The sequence below is a fragment of the Clostridium sardiniense genome (assembly GCF_016907995.1).
In the GTDB taxonomy this organism is placed as follows: Bacteria; Bacillota; Clostridia; order Clostridiales; family Clostridiaceae; genus Clostridium; species Clostridium sardiniense.
The window spans coordinates 116,173-134,842 of sequence record NZ_JAFBDA010000001.1 but is presented as its reverse complement, the minus strand read 5'-3'; the positions used below and the strand labels follow the sequence as shown (position 1 = coordinate 134,842).

General features: G+C 27.0%; 18 protein-coding genes and 1 riboswitch. Of the genes, 9 read left to right on the top strand and 9 right to left on the bottom strand.

Annotated features, from left to right (window positions below):
* Nucleotides 1-3 precede the first annotated feature (3 nt).
* The gene (locus tag JOC62_RS00515) at nt 4-696 is read right to left on the bottom strand and encodes a response regulator transcription factor (RefSeq protein ID WP_204593201.1); all 693 of its coding nucleotides are present in this window, start codon (nt 694-696) and stop codon (nt 4-6) included.
* A gap of 126 nt (nt 697-822) precedes the next feature.
* On the opposite strand from JOC62_RS00515, the gene JOC62_RS00510 reads away from it, so the two are divergent.
* Together JOC62_RS00510 and JOC62_RS00505 are read left to right on the top strand one after the other, a co-directional pair.
* Entirely contained in the window at nt 823-1,032 is a 210-nt protein-coding gene (locus JOC62_RS00510) for a hypothetical protein (RefSeq protein ID WP_204593200.1), read from the top strand.
* A 70-nt stretch (nt 1,033-1,102) separates the two neighbouring features.
* Entirely contained in the window at nt 1,103-1,312 is a 210-nt protein-coding gene (locus JOC62_RS00505) for a hypothetical protein (protein ID WP_204593199.1), read from the top strand.
* Between the two features lie 98 nt (nt 1,313-1,410).
* On the opposite strand, the gene JOC62_RS00500 is transcribed toward JOC62_RS00505, so the two are convergent.
* Together JOC62_RS00500 and galU are read right to left on the bottom strand one after the other, a co-directional pair.
* The gene (locus JOC62_RS00500; RefSeq protein WP_204593198.1) at nt 1,411-3,888 is read right to left on the bottom strand and encodes a discoidin domain-containing protein; all 2,478 of its coding nucleotides are present in this window, start codon (nt 3,886-3,888) and stop codon (nt 1,411-1,413) included.
* A 262-nt stretch (nt 3,889-4,150) separates the two neighbouring features.
* Nucleotides 4,151-5,029: a UTP--glucose-1-phosphate uridylyltransferase GalU gene (galU, locus tag JOC62_RS00495; protein WP_204593197.1), complete on the bottom strand. Its 879-nt coding sequence runs from the start codon at nt 5,027-5,029 to the stop codon at nt 4,151-4,153.
* A 372-nt stretch (nt 5,030-5,401) separates the two neighbouring features.
* On the opposite strand from galU, the gene brnQ reads away from it, so the two are divergent.
* From brnQ to JOC62_RS00470, 5 genes are all read left to right on the top strand, one after another.
* Nucleotides 5,402-6,697 (top strand): branched-chain amino acid transport system II carrier protein, encoded by a 1,296-nt coding sequence (gene brnQ / locus JOC62_RS00490; RefSeq protein ID WP_204593196.1) that lies wholly within the window; start codon nt 5,402-5,404, stop codon nt 6,695-6,697.
* 237 nt (nt 6,698-6,934) lie between these two features.
* The gene (locus tag JOC62_RS00485) at nt 6,935-7,765 is read left to right on the top strand and encodes a Cof-type HAD-IIB family hydrolase (protein ID WP_204593195.1); all 831 of its coding nucleotides are present in this window, start codon (nt 6,935-6,937) and stop codon (nt 7,763-7,765) included.
* Nucleotides 7,766-7,789: 24 nt separating this feature from the next.
* On the top strand, nt 7,790-8,761 hold the full coding sequence (locus JOC62_RS00480) for an LCP family protein (protein WP_204593194.1): 972 nt from the start codon (nt 7,790-7,792) through the stop codon (nt 8,759-8,761).
* A gap of 159 nt (nt 8,762-8,920) precedes the next feature.
* Complete coding sequence (locus JOC62_RS00475) at nt 8,921-9,895, top strand: LCP family protein (RefSeq protein WP_204593193.1); 975 nt, start codon at nt 8,921-8,923, stop codon at nt 9,893-9,895.
* 155 nt (nt 9,896-10,050) lie between these two features.
* Entirely contained in the window at nt 10,051-10,623 is a 573-nt protein-coding gene (locus tag JOC62_RS00470) for a sigma-70 family RNA polymerase sigma factor (protein ID WP_204593192.1), read from the top strand.
* Between the two features lie 186 nt (nt 10,624-10,809).
* Here JOC62_RS00470 and JOC62_RS00465 read toward each other — a convergent pair whose 3' ends face one another.
* The gene (locus JOC62_RS00465; protein ID WP_204593191.1) at nt 10,810-12,393 is read right to left on the bottom strand and encodes a hypothetical protein; all 1,584 of its coding nucleotides are present in this window, start codon (nt 12,391-12,393) and stop codon (nt 10,810-10,812) included.
* 207 nt (nt 12,394-12,600) lie between these two features.
* Entirely contained in the window at nt 12,601-13,122 is a 522-nt protein-coding gene (locus JOC62_RS00460) for a CpsB/CapC family capsule biosynthesis tyrosine phosphatase (RefSeq protein ID WP_204593190.1), read from the bottom strand.
* A gap of 350 nt (nt 13,123-13,472) precedes the next feature.
* Here JOC62_RS00460 and JOC62_RS00455 point away from each other — a divergent pair, with 350 nt between their 5' ends.
* Both JOC62_RS00455 and JOC62_RS00450 read left to right on the top strand, forming a co-directional pair.
* A complete protein-coding gene (locus JOC62_RS00455; RefSeq protein ID WP_204593189.1) occupies nt 13,473-13,958 on the top strand; it encodes a helix-turn-helix domain-containing protein in 486 nt (161 codons plus the stop codon).
* A 43-nt stretch (nt 13,959-14,001) separates the two neighbouring features.
* Complete coding sequence (locus JOC62_RS00450; protein ID WP_204593188.1) at nt 14,002-14,145, top strand: Spo0E family sporulation regulatory protein-aspartic acid phosphatase; 144 nt, start codon at nt 14,002-14,004, stop codon at nt 14,143-14,145.
* Nucleotides 14,146-14,364: 219 nt separating this feature from the next.
* Here JOC62_RS00450 and JOC62_RS00445 read toward each other — a convergent pair whose 3' ends face one another.
* The 4 genes from JOC62_RS00445 to JOC62_RS00430 all read right to left on the bottom strand — a co-directional run bounded on the left by JOC62_RS00445 (nt 14,365) and on the right by JOC62_RS00430 (nt 18,577).
* Nucleotides 14,365-15,675: an NCS2 family permease gene (locus tag JOC62_RS00445; protein ID WP_207758128.1), complete on the bottom strand. Its 1,311-nt coding sequence runs from the start codon at nt 15,673-15,675 to the stop codon at nt 14,365-14,367.
* A gap of 65 nt (nt 15,676-15,740) precedes the next feature.
* Nucleotides 15,741-15,841, bottom strand: a riboswitch (purine riboswitch).
* A gap of 172 nt (nt 15,842-16,013) precedes the next feature.
* Nucleotides 16,014-16,850, bottom strand: a complete 837-nt coding sequence (locus JOC62_RS00440) for a discoidin domain-containing protein (protein WP_204593187.1) — start codon at nt 16,848-16,850, stop codon at nt 16,014-16,016.
* A 29-nt stretch (nt 16,851-16,879) separates the two neighbouring features.
* Complete coding sequence (locus JOC62_RS00435; protein WP_204593186.1) at nt 16,880-17,761, bottom strand: MORN repeat-containing protein; 882 nt, start codon at nt 17,759-17,761, stop codon at nt 16,880-16,882.
* A gap of 174 nt (nt 17,762-17,935) precedes the next feature.
* A complete protein-coding gene (locus JOC62_RS00430) occupies nt 17,936-18,577 on the bottom strand; it encodes a VanZ family protein (RefSeq protein WP_204593185.1) in 642 nt (213 codons plus the stop codon).
* Nucleotides 18,578-18,670 lie beyond the last annotated feature (93 nt).

Sequence of the window (18,670 nt, the reverse complement as noted above, 5' to 3'; positions counted from 1 at the left end):
TAATTACCCCTTTAGCATGTAGCCAATACCAAAGATAGTTTCTATAATATCCTTGTTATTAAGCTTCTGTCTAAGCCTTCTTATATGGACATCAACAGTTCTAAAGTCTCCATCATAATCATCACCCCACACCTTGTCCATTATCTGTTCTCTTGAAACTGCTATATTTTTGTTATCTATCAAATATATTAGTAAACTCATTTCTTTTGGCTTTAATTTAACTTCTGTATTATCTATAAATACCTTTCTTGAGTTTTTAACTATTTTTATATTATCTATAGTAATTTCAGTTAGCTTTTCCTCTTTGTCTATATATTTATACCTTGATTTATTTTTTTGCACTCTTCTTAGTGCTACATTAACTCTTGCAATACATTCTCTTATATCAAAAGGTTTTGTTATATAATCATCGGCTCCAAGTTCTAATCCAAGAACCTTATCCACTATATCATTTCTTGCAGTTAACATAATTATTGGTATATTATATTTTGTTAATCTTTTGCAAACCTCAAATCCACTTATATCTGGTAACATTAAATCCAGCATTATTATATCTGGACTAAAATCTTCACATATTTCTATGCCATCTATTCCACATGAAGCACATCTAACTTTAAACTTTTCCTTCATAAATGAGTATCTAAGGATATTTTGAATATCCGATTCATCCTCAATTATAAGTATCTTATTTTCCATATCTTTTAATCCCCTACCCCTTTATATAAATATATTTATACCATTAGATAATAACATAATTTTGGAATTTATTTAATATTATGTTAAAATTGAAATTAAGTTATTTCATCATAGGAGTGTATTATAATGTTTATTATTTTATTGTATATTTTCATACTTATTGTTGTATTAATGAGACTTTTTGAATTGAAGGAGTCTATTATTGAAATATGGAATGAAGATGAATCAGTATGTTATAAAGTATCTATGAGTGTATTTGCTACTTCACTTAAGTTTACTATAATTGCATTAACCTGTTTCTTTTCTCATTATTTTATAGAAAGCCTCTTAATTTAGCGTAAATTTTAAATCTATGTTTTTTTAATAATCTATATTTCTTATTATTTAACTTTAAGGAGAACTTTATATGGTCAAACTAGCCTATTTATCCCTACTATTAGGATTCTTTATAAAAATATTTCTTTTCATAAAAGAATTCCATGAAGTTTTTTCTAAGAAAAAAGAAAAGCACACTGCATTTATAAGCTTTCTCTTATGCAGTATTTATGGAATTGTTGATATTATGGTTAGCATTGGATGCGGACTCTATGGTATTGAAATATTTTTAATTAAATAAAACTTTAGTAGCCAATATAGACTCTATTTTTAAAATTAGAAATTAACTATAAAAAAAGAAACCAGAAATATAACTGGTTTCTCTTAATTTATCTTTTATTAATTTGTGTATAAACTTATATCAGTAGCTGATGCATATCCGCCTGCACCTTGAATAACTTCAAGTTTAACATACTGAGCCTTAGTTGCCTTAAACTCTGCTGTTTTCATTGCTCTATTGTTAGCCCATGAACCACTTGCTACCTCAGTAAAGTTCTTTCCATCTAAACTTGTAGATATCTTATACTCTGTTATATTTCCATTATAATTACCCGCTTGTCTTGGAAGGTAAGTTAGTTTTGAAATATCATATTCTTTATTAAGCTTTAAAGTTATAAATGGATGCTTATCACTTCTATCCCACTTTGTATGCCATATTGTATTTTTGTTTCCATCAATAGCCTTTGTTGCAGCAGATCCATTATCTTGTTGACTTGAATAACTATCCACTGTCATATCTTTATGAAGTATAAATCCTTTTGGAAGCTCATTATTTGTAAATACTAACTTTGTTATATTACTAGCTAATGTATTCCCTGTTGCTGCTCTACGTACTAATAATGTCATATCTTTACTAAGATCAGGTAGGTTATTTCCATTATATTTTGTCCAAGTTGCACCATTATCAGATGAGAATTCCATATTTTTATCTAATCCGAAAATTAAGTTTTCTTCATCATTGTTAGTTACATTTATATTAGCTGCTTTTTTTATAGAAATCAGATTTGCATTATCTGTTCCTTTTACTCTAATTAATATTCCATTTTCTGAAGTTATAGAATCTAACTCTTCTTTAGTTAGCTGCTGTGAATCTTCTTTAACTAACTTATATGTTTTTCCACCATCTAAGCTATATTCATCAACTCCAGCTTTAGTTCCATTTAATTTTCCTGCATTTTTTCCATCAAAACTAAATGTAGCTAAATAAAGACCATTCTTTTGCATATCATTTAATATATTTTCAACATATGGCTTTTGTCTATTATCAGTAACTTTATTTAATGCCTCTTTATATTCTGAAACATATTTTTGAAGTTCTGCTCTATTATTTATCACTTTGTCTTTAATTTTAACAAGAAGATTTGCCATAACTTGTGGATACTGTGCAAAAGTATTCATTATATCTGAATTTACTTTTCTGAATTCTTCTGTTGATGTACTAGAATCTTTAAGCATTAAATCTAATTTATATTCCCATGCACTATAGTTAAGAAAACAAGCTTTAGTAGATTCATCTGATATAACTTTTGCTTTTTCATTTGAATTAACATCATTTGCAAGCATTCTAAGTTCTTCTGATTTATCGAAAGCCTCTTGGTTTTGACTTAGAGTTTCATGTAAAAACATATATGGAATTGTAGTAGTATAATGCGCAGTACCTTTCCATCCTGAGATATTATTTCCTATATACCAATGATTATCTGATTTAAGATAAAGGAAAGCACAATGTCCAGGTTGTCCAACTGCATATGCTGGAACACCAAACACTTGACATGAAGCATTACCATATTTAGATAAAGCACCGCATACTCCCCCATACTCTACTACCTTTTGTATTGTAGGGTTATCTCCATAGAATCCAGATCCAAATACACTCTTACCTTCTGGATTCTTAGTTGTATACTGTATTGTATAATCACTTTGAGCTATTTTATCTTGGCTTAATAAATCTTTCTTTTTAATATGCTCTTTTTGCCATTTAAACTTTGGATCTATTTTACCTTCTGACACATCCTTAGTATGCTGTCTAAGCCATACTACATCTTCATTAGTTAATTTTACATTTACTATATTTCTTAAGTTCTTTACATTAAATATTCTAAAACAAGGGAATAATTCATTATTTTGATTAGCATCTTTAAAATTTAGATATCTTTCAACAGGATCTATTACTTTATTTGCAGGCCAACTCATTACTGGACTTGCAAATTCTAATGAAGTTGCTACTGCTATCTTTAGATTGATTCCTTCCTTTGAAGCTGAATCTTTATTCCAAATCTTTGACCATACTTCAAGAGCACTTAGTTCTTTTGCAGGTACAACTTTGTTATCGTTGCCATAAAAATATGCATCCATTGTACCTTGTTTTATTTTAGACGGTAAACCTCCATCTAAATATTCTTTCATTGCAGTTTCATCATTTAAAAGCCAATTTAAAAAATCTGCATTTTTCTTATCTTTGCTCGCAAAAGCTTTAAGGTTATTTTCTCCGACTCTTGATATAATTTCTTTTGCATATACTTTTTTAGTTAATTTTTGATTGCTTGATAACTTGTCAAAATCAGAAGATGGTATTTTATCTACATCTGAATTGATTTCATTCTTTATACCCTCTATTGATAGATTATTAATGTCTACATTAGAATTACTATCGTCATTTAAATTTTTCTGACTTTCTTGTTTACTCAAATCATTATAATCACTTGATTTCGTATTAGTACTTTTTAATTCGTCTGCAAAGGCAGTTCCCCCTGGCAATAGTAAATTTACACTAAGTAAACTTGCAACAATTATTGCTTGTATTTTCTTACTCTTCATTTGCTTCTCTCCTATCATTTCCCCTTAATTTTATTCGATATATAGTTTTAATTATAATTTTAATTTAATTATAATTATAATTAAATTTTTACTATTAATTTATTATATACAATATCTTTGGATATTGTATTAATAATATGTATATAAATTATTATAAATAAAAAAATATCGGAGATAGGTTTTCTAAAAACCTATCTCCAATATCTATCATATTTTATTTAATTTAAGACTAGCTTTATGAATAACTATTAATCTAATAATTCTACTTAAGAGTTTTTTCCCAATCTTTATTTTCTAAGTACTCTAATAATTGTGGTCTTAATTCATCCTTTTTAAGTCCAAATTCTATTGTAGCTTGTAAGAATCCAAACTTATCTCCAACATCATATCTTCTTCCTTCAAAGTCATATGCATACATAGCTTCTTGAGATATTAAAGTCTTTAGAGCATCTGTAAGTTGAATTTCATTTCCCTTACCTGGTGCTGTATTTTCTAATATTTCAAATATTTGTGGAGTTATTATATATCTTCCAAGGATAGCAACATTAGTTGGTGCTTCTTCTCTCTTTGGCTTTTCAACTAAGTCCTTAACCTTGTATACCCTATCTTCTATATGAATTCCATCAACTATACCATACTTTGATACATCTTCTTCTGGAACAGTTTGAACTCCAAGTATTGAAGTTTTATATTCATTAAAGCAATCCATAAGTTGCTTTAAACATGGTGTTTCACTATCAACTACATCATCACCAAGTAAAACTGCAAAAGGTTCATTTCCAACGAAAGTCTTTGCACAATGGATAGCGTGACCTAACCCTCTTGGTTCCTTTTGTCTTATGTAATGGATATCAACCATATCTGAAATATCTCTTACAAGCTCTAATAATTCATTCTTACCTGATTTTTCAAGTTCCATTTCAAGTTCTACTGATTTATCAAAATGATCCTCTATGCACTTTTTATTTCTTCCTGTAATTATTAATATTTCTTCAATTCCAGATGCTATAGCTTCCTCTATAATATATTGTATTGTTGGTTTATCCACTATTGGAAGCATCTCTTTTGGCTGTGCCTTTGTTGCAGGTAAAAACCTTGTTCCAAGGCCTGCTGCAGGTATTATCGCCTTTTTTACTTTCATTACTATCACCCTCAACTTAATTGTTATTAATTGTTACTAATTGCCATTATGAAATTAATAATCATAAAGCTAATTTTCACTAAAATATAGACATGTAAACATTATATCATAAGGGATACTTTAATTGCCATATAACGATTATTCAATATTAAGCGCCTTTTTTTATCAATTTGTTAATTAAATTCCATATAAGTCTTGTAGTTTTCTATAATATTATGTGTTTTTTTGTTGATATTTATAAATATTAGTGCTATTATAGTTGATATATTAAAATTTATAGGGATTAAAACAAAAGATATTTAGTAACACTTAACGCAAGAGTTATATTATAAAACGCAATATTTTACTTTATTTAAGAAAGGGTTTGAAATTATGAATAAGAGAACAAAAGATTGTTTAGTTATAGGATTTGCGCTATTTGCAATGTTCTTTGGTGCTGGTAACTTAATATTCCCGCCTTATCTTGGACATGCAGTAGGAACGCAATACATATTTGCAGTAATAGGATTTACAGTAACAGGTGTTGGTCTTCCACTCCTTGCAATAATTGCATGTACTAAAGGGGATGGAACATTTGAAACTATGGCTTCAAAAATAAGCCCAAAGTTTGCAATTATATTTGCATCACTTTTATTTATCGCAATTGGTCCAATGCTTGGAATTCCAAGAACTGCAGCAACTACTTACGAATTAACTATTAATCCAATACTTCCTGGTATTCCACCACTAGTTTGGATGTTTATATACTTTGGAATTAACCTATTCTTCGTATTTAGACAATCAAGTATTATAGATACAATAGGTAAATTCTTAACACCTTCACTACTTATTATACTAGCTATAATAATAATTAAAGGATTCATATTCCCAATTGGTGATATAGAAGCAACAGGTGCAACTTCAGTACTATCAACTGCATTCCTTGAAGGTTATCAAACCATGGATGCCCTTGCAGCATTACTTTTTGCAGCAATAGTATCTTCTAGTATTTTAGCTAAAGGTTATAAGAATAAAGATTTAGTTCCAATGACAATAAAAGCTGGTATTGTAGCAGCTGTTGGACTAGCTTTCGTATATGGTGGATTAACAATTATAGGTGCACAAACTGCATCACTTGCTCCAGCTGATGTTACAAAGACAGGATTACTTTTAATAATATCAAAAGGTATCTTAGGTAATGTTGGAACTATAATTATTGGTATAGCAATGGGACTAGCTTGTCTTACTACTTCAATAGGTTTAATAACAGCAGGTTCTTCATTCTTTGCAGAAATCTCAAAAGGAAAGCTTCCTTATAAGGTTAATGCAGTAGTTATATCAATTATAAGTATAGTAATTGGATGTCTTGGTGTTGATAATATAGTTAAAATATCAGGACCAATATTAAATATATTATATCCTGTTGCAATAACACTTATAGCAACAACTCTTTTAGACAGATTCTTAACTAATGTTAATGCTGTAAGACTTGGAGTTTACACTTCATTAGTATTTGGATTACTTAGCCAAGTTCCTGGAATAAACTTAAGCTTTATTCCACTTGGAAACCAAGGCTTTGCTTGGTTAATTCCAACTGTTATTGCAATTTTAGTTGGATATGTATTATTTAGAAATAAAAATGAAGATAGTGTCACTAATACTTCTTTTAAAGAAGAATTAGTTAAATAAATTATTGGTAGAACCCCAAACACCTTAGAAGCAGGATTATTAAATATCCTGCTTCTTTCCATTCTGATTATTAATTAAATTAGTCTATATCACTTAGATTAAGCACTTCATACTTTAATTTACATATTTAGCATTGTAAATGTAATAAATACTTAACTTTACATTACTTTTTATTGATGATAAAATTTTGATGAATACATTAGAGTATAATAATCTATGTATAAAGGAGGTTTAGACATGGCTATAAAACTAATTTGTATAGATATGGATGGTACACTTCTTGATAATGACCATAACGTATCTGATGAAAATAAACAGGCATTAATAGAAGCTATAGATAAAGGAATTGTTATAGCAATTACAACTGGCAGACTTTTCACATCTGCAAAACACTACTCAGATTTACTTGGAATTAACGCTCCTATAATCTCATCAAATGGTGCTTATATAAGAGAAAAAGATTCATCTAAGGTTATATATGAAAATGCTCTATCTTTAGATGAGTGTTTAGAAATATATGATATTTCCAAAAAGTATAGCTTTGAGACTTATTTTAATACTCATAATACTGCTATATCTTCTACTGAATTTAAAGAAGATCATGCTTACGCAGTTACAAATAAGCTACTTAAAAATGAAGATAAAATTAAATTCAAAGTAGCTCATGACCTTACAGAAATATTAAAAGAACTTGAAGGTGATGTACTTAAATCTATATCAATTAATAGAGATTCTGAAGATGATACTGAACTTTTAGAAGCAAAAAATGAATTTATAGATCTTAATAAATATGAGGTTGTAAGTTCTGGATTACATAATTTTGAGGTAATGAAAAAAGGCACTTCAAAAGGAAATGCTGTTAAACAATTAGCAAAATTTCTTGGAATAACTAAAGATGAAATTATGTGCATTGGAGATAGCGAAAATGATCTTTCTATGATAAGATTCGCTGGAACTGGAGTCTGTATGGGTAATGGTCTTGATATTCTTAAGGAAGAAGCAGACTATATTACTGATACTAATGTAAATTCTGGTGTCGCTAAAGCAATTAGAAAATTTGCTCTCTAATATAATTTGAAAGGAGTCAAATAAATGGGGGAAAATAAAACTACAAAAAAGAAAATGGCTACGTGGAAAAAGGTACTTATAGGTGTTATAGTTGCTGCAATAGTTATTATAGCTTCAGGAATGGGATATGTTTATGCAACTCTTAGTAAAACAAATAAGGTTGAATTAAACAAAGACTCATTAGGTATCAATGAAAATACTCAATCTACAGACAAGAAAGACGCTATAATTAATATAGCATTATTTGGAGTTGATGCTCCAAACGGTCAGGCAGGAAGATCTGATGCTGACCTTATACTTACAATTGATAAAAAACATAACAAGTTAAAGCTTAGTTCTATTATGAGAGATTCATATGTTGATGTAAAGGGTCATGGTATGACAAAGCTTACACACGCTTATGCATATGGTGGACCTGAACTTGCACTTAATACAATTAATACTAACTTTGATTTAGCTATTGATAAATTTATTACTGTTAACTTCTCATCATTACCAAAAGTTATTGATCAGTTAGGTGGAGTTGATATTAATATAACTAAGGGCGATTTAAAATATATCAATAATTATATAGTAAACTTAAATCAAATAAATAAAACTAACGTTGATAAAATCGAAAGCGTTGGAATGCATCATTTAAATGGTACTCAAGCGTTAGCTTATTGTAGAATTAGATATGACGGCGGAGATCAAAGAAGAACTGAAAGACAAAGAACAGTCCTTGAAGCAATTCTTAATAAAATGAAAGATACATCTCCAACTAAATATCCTGCTATCTTAAATGAATTACTACCACTTGTAACTACAAATATAAGTTCAAGTGAATTCATAAGCTTAGGTAAAGATATACTTGATACTGGTGCTACAAGTTTCCAAGATTTAAGAGTACCTTGTGATAAACATGAAGATGGTAAAATGATAAAGGGTGTTTATTATATGACATATGATTTAAAAGCTGAAGCTAATGAACTTCATAAATTTATATATGAACAATAAAAATAAACTTTCTAGAGATAGATTATTAATTTAATCTATCTCTTTTTTTTAATCACTTTATATTCTGATATTTCTTAATTTATATTTCTTATTTACATAAAATTAACAAAATGATATACTGTCTTTATATTGGGAATTTGTAAATTTAAGGAGATTGATATGGGAAAATTTAAAAATATATCCTCGTGGAAAAAAGTTCTTTTAGTAGTATGCCTTTTAATAATTCTTTTCTTTGGTGGAAGTTTTATGTACATAAAAAGTCTTTTAAATAAAACTACTAAGGTAGATATAAATAAGGACAACTTATCAATAAATAATGAAGTCACTCAAAAATTAGATAAAGATAACAAAGTAAAAAATATTGCATTATTTGGAGTAGATTCCCCTGAAGGTAAAAATGGACGTTCTGATTCAATAATGATACTTACAATTGATGATAAAAATAATGAATTAAAACTTTCATCAGTAATGAGAGATTCTTACGTAAATATAAAAGGTCATGGACAAGATAAAATAACTCATGCTTATGCCTTTGGTGGTCCTGAACTTGCAGTAAATACATTAAATCAAAATTTTGACTTAGATATTGAACATTTTATAACAGTTGACTTTACTTCTCTTCCAAAGATAATAGATGAAATCGGAGGAATTGATCTAAATATTACTGAAGGTGATTTAAAGTATATAAATAATTATATATCAGACATAAATAAAGTTAATAATTCAAGCTCTACTAATATAACTACCTCTGGAGTACATCACTTAAATGGAAATCAAGCTCTAGCTTACTCTAGAATCAGATATGATGGTGGAGATCAAATGAGAACTCAAAGACATAGAAATGTAATAGAAGCTATATTTAATAAAGTTAAGAAACTGCCTGTTACAAGCTATCCTTCTTTATTAAATGAAACACTACCTCTTGCTCAAACAAATTTAAGCTCAAGTGAGTTTATGACAATTGGTACAGATATTATATCAATGGGAGTATCTGATATGAAGCAGTATAGATTACCTTGTGATACTCATTCAAAGGGAACTAATATGAATAGTGTATATTATATGACTTTTGATAAAAAGGCTGAAACAAATGAACTTCATAATTTCATATATGGAAATACAGCTAAAAAATAACAAAAATATTAGCTTAGTAATTTAATATTATGATTACTAAGCATATTTTTTAAAAATTAATCGAACATATGTTCCTATATTTTTCTACTTTTTTTACTTAAATGCATATATAAAAGGTAAATAATATTTGTTTTAATTTGAAAGGGGGACATAATATGTGTGACTTAACTTTAATAAATTTAGCTAAAGAAAATAATTCTAAAGCAAAGGAAGAATTAATAATTAAATACTCTCCACTTATTAAGAATCAGATAAAGAAATATACTTTTATAGATTGTTATGAGAAAGAAGATCTTATGCAGCATGGAATTCTTTCTATTTTAAAAGCCATAGATACATTTAACCCTAATAAAAGTTCATCTTTTAGTTCTTATGTAAAATGGGCTATTACAAATAATTTCGCTTATCTTTGTAGACAGAATAATATAAATAAAAAAGCTTCTAGTTTAAATAATAAAATAGATGAAGGGATTGAGATAATGGAATTTTTAGTTGAAAAAGTTACTACTGAAGATATAATACTTAATCAGTATGAAGATAATAAAATTAAGAAAGCAGTAAATCTTTTAAGCGATGAGTACAAGCATTTATTTAACTTTCTTATGTATAGTGGAGTTAAATGCCCTCTTAAAAGATATTCTGAAAAGTATAATATTGATTATGCAAAATGCCTGTATAGAAAGAAAAAGCTTGCAGATAATCTTAAAGTAATTTTATTTAACTTATAATATCAGGTTTCATAAGTTTATTTAGATCTTTTAAATGAAATTATATAAATTTTTACCCATCATTAAGCTATTTTAAATTCATTATAAAATATAAAAATGAGGTAATCTTCCTAGCTTACCTCATTTTTATTATGTTTAGAATAGTTTTTTATTATTTTTATACTTTACTATTTTATAGTATCATTTTTATCTTCTATGGTGTGTCGTTCCATTTTGGGTAGCTCCATCTCCATTCCCTTCTGCTTGACCATTATCATCATTTCCTTGGTCTGGTTTACTTCCTGCATTAGACCCACCAGCTTGATTATCACTATCTGTTTTATCTTCATCTACTGTTTCATTATCAGTGTTTCCATTACCGTTATTACCATTACCACCTGATGTGTTATGATTTCCACCACTACTTGGTCTATTCGTTGAATTTTGAGGTCTATAATAATTACTTGATCCTGAGCTATTTTGAGGTCTATTATTATTTCTATTACTATTATTATTTTCAACAGCAGTATTAGTTGCTTCTTCCTCAGCATCTTTAATTTCTTTATTCTTTGCTTTAAGCTTCTTTACTAAATCATTATATTCTAAATCATTATAATCAAAGTAATATAATACATCACCCTTAGCCTCATCCCCTAAAGCCTTTATAGCTTTATTAGATGCTATTGAGTTTAATGAAACTTCATAATACTTACCTTTTTTAATATCAAAAGTTTCTTTTGAATCTTTTATTATATTTTTATACTTTAATGCAGCATCATAATCTAAATAATTTTCTTCTACCTTATCATCTACTTTATTTAAGATAGATGCATCACTAACTATCTTCTCATATTTTTCATCATCTAATTTAGTAGTATTAATTAATATATCTTTATATTTATTTTCTACTTTACTATCTTTAAGTTCTGGCATTATTTCTTCCACCTGTTTAATATCAACCTTTACTTGAGGAATACTCTTATCTATGCCAAAATATTTTTTAAATACTCCATCTGGTATTATTCCCTTATCCTTAAATACATCATTTAATGGTATAGCTTTATCCCCTTCTTTAACAAGAACTTCACCATTATAATATTTACCACTCATCTTATGTTTATCTTTATCAAAATTAATCAAAGCAAAGGATTCAATATTTTTATCATCTGCTAGTAATATTATAAACTGACTTGGTATCTCAATCTTTTTATCATTATTCTTTGAATCACTTTCACTTTGAGTTGTTACAGCCTTATATTCTGTATTATGACTATTAGATTTCACTTTAAATCCAGTAAGTAATGTAACACCTATAAGCATTAAAATTCCTGCAATACAAAAAATTGTATTTTGCTTTTTTATGCTATGCTTATAGCCTTGATTCATCCTAGCGCCCTTTTTCTCATCAGCACGAGATAATGATATATTCTCCTTATACTCATGAGAATATCCATTTTCCTCATATTCATCAAAAGGTATTGCACCTTCCCTTATAAGCTTATTAGAATAAGCCTTACCTGAAAATACACCTACTATAAATGTAATAATAAAACTTAATATAATTCCAATTGGTATATTTAATAAATATATTAAAAGTCCTTGTAAAAATAACAATGCTATACCTTTTATTATTTCTTTTCTAAATAAATATGCTAGCCCTCCAAATAAGAAGGTTAGATAGTCAAAATTATAAGGAACAACTTTCAAATTGTTTTTATCATCTACTAAAACATCATATTTAATGCCTTTACCTTTAAGATAGATATGTCTATTAAAGTCATTTTTATTCATTCAATCTTCCCCCCACAAATTATTTCATATACTACATAATTTTAACATATAATCCACATAATTTTAATTGTATATTAGATTATTTTGGAAAATAATTGTTGATATAAATAAAAAAATATAGAATATATAGTCTTATTAAACTATCTATCCTATATCTATAATAAAAGTATATTACCTTATCTAATCTAAATTAAGTTTGCTTGTCCCTTAAAATATACCAAGTAATTTCTTCTTAGGCTTAATCCTTCTTCCATAGAATTCAACTAATTCTTCATTATTTAATTTTTCAATACTCTCTTCTAATATGCCATTATACCCTTCATATCTTGAAATATCTTTATCTATATCTTCCTCAGAAACTCTATTTTTATTGATAAAACTATAGATTTTATTTTCCAATAAAGTTTTTGAAGTGTTCTTTATTGCTCTTCCATAGTCCCCTTCTAAACTCTTTGCATCAAGTACAAACAGACAATCTGAATCAACAAAGTCGTTTATATTACTTATGTTATCTATTATAGGTATAAGTTTTTCAGGATAAAGTATTATCGGAATATCTCCTTTTAATTGAATATCATAAATATCCTTAAATATGTCTGATGGATAGTCCTCATCTAATTCTAAAACTTTATATCTGCTTATATCTAAATTTTTATTACTTATTTTGGTATTTTCAGGATTATACAAATTTATTAAATCTAATTCTTTTAATTTAATTAAGCTTTCCATAATTTATTTCCTCCGACAACTTATTTTATGTATGTTTTTATCACTCGTATATTTACTGTTTTATATAAAAATAATATTTTAGTAATTAATCTATTATTCAACTAATTTATTATTCAGCTAATTTCTAATTTAATTATTATAAATTATATCATTTTTTAAATACAATTTATAATTTACAAGAAATATTAAGAAATTTATAATAATTACCTTCCTATAATAGCATTCTCACATAAGTAAATTTATGTTAATATATGTTTATTACTTTAAATTTGACAAAAATTTAAATTTAATTTATTTGTCAGAACGAATTTTTATTTACTGTTTTTGGTATATTATATTTAGGTGATTTTATGAATTATAATTTTTGTGTTAACTTGAAAAATTTACGGCTAGATAATGATTTAAGCCAAATAAAGCTCTCTGAGAAATTAGGAATCTCACGTTCTACATATTCTAATTACGAGAATGGTATAAGCGAACCTGACTTAGATATGATAATAAAGATATCTGACTTCTTTAACTGCTCTATAGATGAACTCCTTAAAGGTAAAGTTGCAACTGAATCTTATCCTTTTGATACTCCAAAATTTGCTGACCCAACTTTTAATTTCGATATAAATAAATTTAATATAGAAAAACTCCTTAGAAAACTTAAAAACAATAAAAAATATTATGAAAATCACTTAAAACAACTTAATAAAGAGATAAAATTAAAGATTAAAGAAATTGATGAAATAGTTGAAATATTAGAACATAAACAAATAAAGAACCATAGAAACAATACAATTGAATTTGCAGAAGAAATAACTCCAATAATAAATAAAAAATTTTTTTAATCTAAAAATAAATTATACAAAAACTATTATTAGAGGTATTTAAATGATTGATATTCTTAAAGAGAAACTATATGAAATGATTGATGAACATGGGCTTGATAGTATAGAGGCTTTAAGAGCTAGTGAAGCTTTAGACTATGAAATTGTGAATCAAATGAAGCTAATCCATAATAAAAAGGATGATTAATATTAATCATCCTTTTTTACTATAATTTTATTTTTTCTCTTTTCCTTTAATCTCTGGAACAGGATCTACATCATTCTTTGGTGGAGCTTTAAATCTTTTACTATTCCATGATGATTGCTGATCTTTTTTAGCCAATAAAATTACCTCCTAACAACATATAGATTACATAATAATCTTTTGTAATTAGGAGGCTTTTTATTCTGATATTATATTTCTAAGCTATGCTATTCCAAATGCAAAGTAGAATGTAAATAATACTGCTAAAGTATACATTACAGGATGTATTTCCTTAAACCTACCTTTAAACATCATTAATACAACATAAGTACAGAATCCAAATGCTATTCCTATAGCAATACTATAAGATAATGGCATTAAAATAACTATTAAAAATGCTGGTATTGCAATTTCTGGCTCTTTCCAGTTTATATCTGCAAGAGATGAGCACATAAGTGATCCAACAATTATTAATGCTGGAGCTGTAACTTCTGGAGTTACAACTGATAAAAGTGGTGAAAAGAACATTGAAAGTAGGAACATTCCAGCAACTATAACACTTGAAAATCCTGTTCTTGCTCCAACTGAAGCACCTGATAATGATTCAATGTATGAAGTTGTATTAGTTGTTCCAAAAACTGCTCCAACACATGTTGCAACTGAATCTGAAAGTAATGCCTTTGATCCATTTTCAATTGATCCATCTTCTTTAACTAAACCTACCTTTGACCCAACAGCAACTAGTGTTCCTGCTGTATCAAAAAAATCCATAAATAACATCGTAAATACAACCATTAACATTTGAGGATTAAATACTTGTCCTAAATTTTTAATAGCTACGCCAAATGTTGGTTCTAATGATGGAATAGGTGCAACTATAGCATCTGGTGTTCCAATTAATCCGAATACCACCCCAGCAATTACTGTACATACCATTCCAACAAATATAGCAATTTTTACTTTTCTAGCTAATAATATAGCTGTTACTAAAAGACCAAATACAGCAAGTAAAACTTTAGGATTGGTTAAATCTCCAATTTTAACAAGAGTTGAAGCATCTGCAACTATAATTCCTGATCCTTTAAGTCCAACAAAGGCTATAAATAATCCTATCCCTGCACTAACTGCATATTTTAAATTCTGCGGAATTGCTTTAATTATAAGTTCACGAAGTCCTGTTACTGATATTATTATAAATATAATTCCTGAAAGTAAAACTCCTGAAATAGCAACTTCCCATGGAATACCCATCTCTCCACAAACAGTAAATGCAAAGAATGCATTTAGTCCCATTCCTGGTGCAAGTGCCATTGGGAATTTCGCATATATACCCATTATTAGTGTACCAACTGCTGCTGCTAATGCTGTTGCAACAAAGACACTATTCTTATTCATTCCTGCGGCTCCTAGAATGTCTGGATTAACAAATAGGACATATGACATTGTAATAAATGTTGTAAGTCCACCTATTATTTCTCCTTTAAAACTAGCACCTCTCTTTTCAAAATTAAAATATTTTGAAATAAAATTCATCTTGTAATCCTCCTTTAGTACTTTAAAGCTTTTTCTTTGTCGTATCTTTTAGGATTCATCTAAGGGTTGCCCTTTAGAAAAATCGTAGTCAAGTCATTTACGGTGACTTGGTAGAGACTATCAGACCATATTCTGATATTATACGATAATTAATGTTTATTTTTTAAATATCTTTCGTATATTTACATAATATTATATATCTATACCTTTGTCAATGTTCGTGAAATATTTTTTAAAATAAAAAATCACTTACAAAAATATTTTTATTTTTGTAAGTGATTCTTATTTAAACCTTATACTCTTAAAAGAATATTTTAAACTTTTATAGTTTTGATCTCTTAATCTACATCATATCCAACAGCTCTTATATCTGATATACATGTATCATTATATTTATTTCCTTGATAAACATCATAAATAGTCATTCCTACATATGGTGTTTCTATACCTTTACCTAAATTTATTTCCTGCTCTCCCATTACATCATCTTGTAACTTAAAATCTTTAATTTCTCCATCTCCAAAATCTAATCTTAATATTTTAACCCTATTATTTGCATAATACAATCTTTTAGATTTAGCAGATCCATTTATTATATATAATTTCTTTACAACTTTATTTTTATTAAAATCAATCCTTATAAATTGCTCTATTCCTGGCCCCTCTGCTCCCTCTGCCCATATAGTATTACTTCTTCCATCAATAAGATTACTTGGGTCATAATTTGCTCCAGTCTGATCTTGTAATGTTGATGATACATAAATCTTTTCTACTTTTAAGTTTTCTTCTACATTATTATCTTCATCATTATTTATTTCTTTATCATCTTTTGCTTGTTTATTATTTTCTAAGCTTTTATGTGATTTATTAATATTATAATCATTCTTTTCATTATCTTTAATATCTAAATTATATGTATTATCTTTATTTTCAGTACCATTAACATCATTAACTTTGCTATTATCTTTGCTTACTTTACCTTCATTATATTCAGCTTCTTTTTTCGCTAATAGATCCATACTTTCTGCTTCAGCTTTAGCTTGTTCTTTATCATTTTTTATTTTAAATGTTACTCCTAGAACTATAGAAACAATAACTACTATTGATATTGTTCCTGTAATTAATATTCTATTTCTTTTTTTTATTTTATTTATATTCTTATCTATCTTTGCCACCTCTTATTTAAAATTCTATTATCGATTGTCTATTTTTGATCTCCATTAAGCCACTTTCCTTTATATTTAACTGAACCATCCTCATTATATAAAGTGCCTTTTCCTTCATATTTAGAGTTTTTAAATTTACCTTCGTACTCTATATTTCCATTTTCATAATATAATTTTCCATAACCTGAGTATTCATCATTTCTAAATTCACCAGTATACTTTACATTCCCATTTTGATAATATTCAGTTCCATTGCCATTTAACTTGTTATTTTTAAATTCACCATATCCTGAGAATCTTGAAGGAAATAATGGCATATTAGAAATACATACCTCAGAATCTAATTTCTTATATAGTTCATCTTTAAAGTTTTCTATAAATTTACCATTCTTATCTATATAGTTATTAAATGCTTCTTCATAGTTATCTGTATTTATTTTAGGTGAGTATAATTTCCCTCTTCCAGAATGTCTTCCATTTTTAAATTCACCTTCATAGGATAAATATTCAATCCCCATATTACTTAGATATTCATTTTCTATAAGCTCTAAATTATCATAGTGTAATCCAAAACCATTATATGTACCATCTTTAAATTGTCCAACATATCTAATTGCATAAATATCGTCTTTATCTGTATTTTTAAGCAATACCCCTTCACCGTTTGGTTTATTATCCTTTAATTCTCCATAATACATGTAATTTGATTTTTCTAATGTTAATTTTAATTTAGTACCTCTCAAAATATGCTTTTCTTCTTCTAAATAACTTCTTTTATATTTTGATGTGTAATCCTCTCGTAATTTAATGAATTTATCTTTTTCTTTAAATTCATATCTATTACTTTTCCCGCATCCTCCTATAGCAAAGATTACTGCCACAGTTACTGTAATTAATAGTATTCTTTTTAATAATTTCATTCTTCCCCCTAGATTTATAAATATTTTGTCTATATTGTTACATTTAATATTTTATAATAAATTTAAATAATATTTGGTAAATATTCTATTAAAATTATTCTTTTGATTTCTAAGAAATAAAAAAATCACTTACAAAAATATTTTAATTTAAGTAAGTGATTTTTTATTTAAACTTTATATTTTTAAAGTAGTGTCATATAGCTTCATACCAATTATAAATCCAATTGTATTCATAAGTACATCATTCATATCACAAGTTCCAGTCTTAGTTATACCTTGAGTAAGCTCAACTATAAGAATATATATTAGAAATAATATTATAAGTACTTTAGTTTTACGGCTTGTCTTGTATTTAATATATATACCAACTGGTACATACATTAATAAATTTCCAAATATATTTATAAGTGCAAAAGTCATATCTCCTTTTAATAATTCAAAAAATGTACTAAATGGATTAAATACAAATTGCATTGAATACAAATTATTCTTAAAAAATGTAACTCCTAGTAAAAATAATATATATATAATCATAAAATTATCTGCATGACTTAATAGTTTTTCTTTATTTACAATTATATTTAAAATAATATATATTATAACTTCTGTAAGAGTTATAAATATTGCTTGAATAAATATATTTCTTTGATACCCAAATTTCCCCCAGAAAGGTATAAGAAACTTTATATTAATTATGGTAGAAATAATTACTGATATAACCATAAATATATCTTTATTTATATTAGGTACTTTATTATTCTTATTAACTCTTCTTATTCTCGCTTTATTTATTTCTTCATCTCTATCACTACTCATATTACTCCCCCTCTTAATACTATCTTTTAATTATAATCCCACATTATAACATTTCAATGTTATTTCTATATATTTAAGAAATTTGTTATTATC

Bases quoted from the DNA above. Each gene is read 5' to 3' on its own strand.
- JOC62_RS00435 (WP_204593186.1), bottom strand. From the start codon at position 17,761: ATGAAATTATTAAAAAGAATACTATTAATTACAGTAACTGTGGCAGTA.
- JOC62_RS00450 (WP_204593188.1), top strand. From the start codon at position 14,002: ATGATTGATATTCTTAAAGAGAAACTATATGAAATGATTGATGAACAT.
- JOC62_RS00500 (WP_204593198.1), bottom strand. From the start codon at position 3,888: ATGAAGAGTAAGAAAATACAAGCAATAATTGTTGCAAGTTTACTTAGT.
- JOC62_RS00430 (WP_204593185.1), bottom strand. From the start codon at position 18,577: ATGAGTAGTGATAGAGATGAAGAAATAAATAAAGCGAGAATAAGAAGA.
- JOC62_RS00510 (WP_204593200.1), top strand. From the start codon at position 823: ATGTTTATTATTTTATTGTATATTTTCATACTTATTGTTGTATTAATG.
- JOC62_RS00485 (WP_204593195.1), top strand. From the start codon at position 6,935: ATGGCTATAAAACTAATTTGTATAGATATGGATGGTACACTTCTTGAT.
- brnQ (WP_204593196.1), top strand. From the start codon at position 5,402: ATGAATAAGAGAACAAAAGATTGTTTAGTTATAGGATTTGCGCTATTT.
- JOC62_RS00470 (WP_204593192.1), top strand. From the start codon at position 10,051: ATGTGTGACTTAACTTTAATAAATTTAGCTAAAGAAAATAATTCTAAA.
- JOC62_RS00445 (WP_207758128.1), bottom strand. From the start codon at position 15,675: ATGAATTTTATTTCAAAATATTTTAATTTTGAAAAGAGAGGTGCTAGT.
- JOC62_RS00515 (WP_204593201.1), bottom strand. From the start codon at position 696: ATGGAAAATAAGATACTTATAATTGAGGATGAATCGGATATTCAAAAT.
- JOC62_RS00505 (WP_204593199.1), top strand. From the start codon at position 1,103: ATGGTCAAACTAGCCTATTTATCCCTACTATTAGGATTCTTTATAAAA.
- JOC62_RS00465 (WP_204593191.1), bottom strand. From the start codon at position 12,393: ATGAATAAAAATGACTTTAATAGACATATCTATCTTAAAGGTAAAGGC.
- JOC62_RS00475 (WP_204593193.1), top strand. From the start codon at position 8,921: ATGGGAAAATTTAAAAATATATCCTCGTGGAAAAAAGTTCTTTTAGTA.
- JOC62_RS00455 (WP_204593189.1), top strand. From the start codon at position 13,473: ATGAATTATAATTTTTGTGTTAACTTGAAAAATTTACGGCTAGATAAT.
- galU (WP_204593197.1), bottom strand. From the start codon at position 5,029: ATGAAAGTAAAAAAGGCGATAATACCTGCAGCAGGCCTTGGAACAAGG.
- JOC62_RS00460 (WP_204593190.1), bottom strand. From the start codon at position 13,122: ATGGAAAGCTTAATTAAATTAAAAGAATTAGATTTAATAAATTTGTAT.
- JOC62_RS00480 (WP_204593194.1), top strand. From the start codon at position 7,790: ATGGGGGAAAATAAAACTACAAAAAAGAAAATGGCTACGTGGAAAAAG.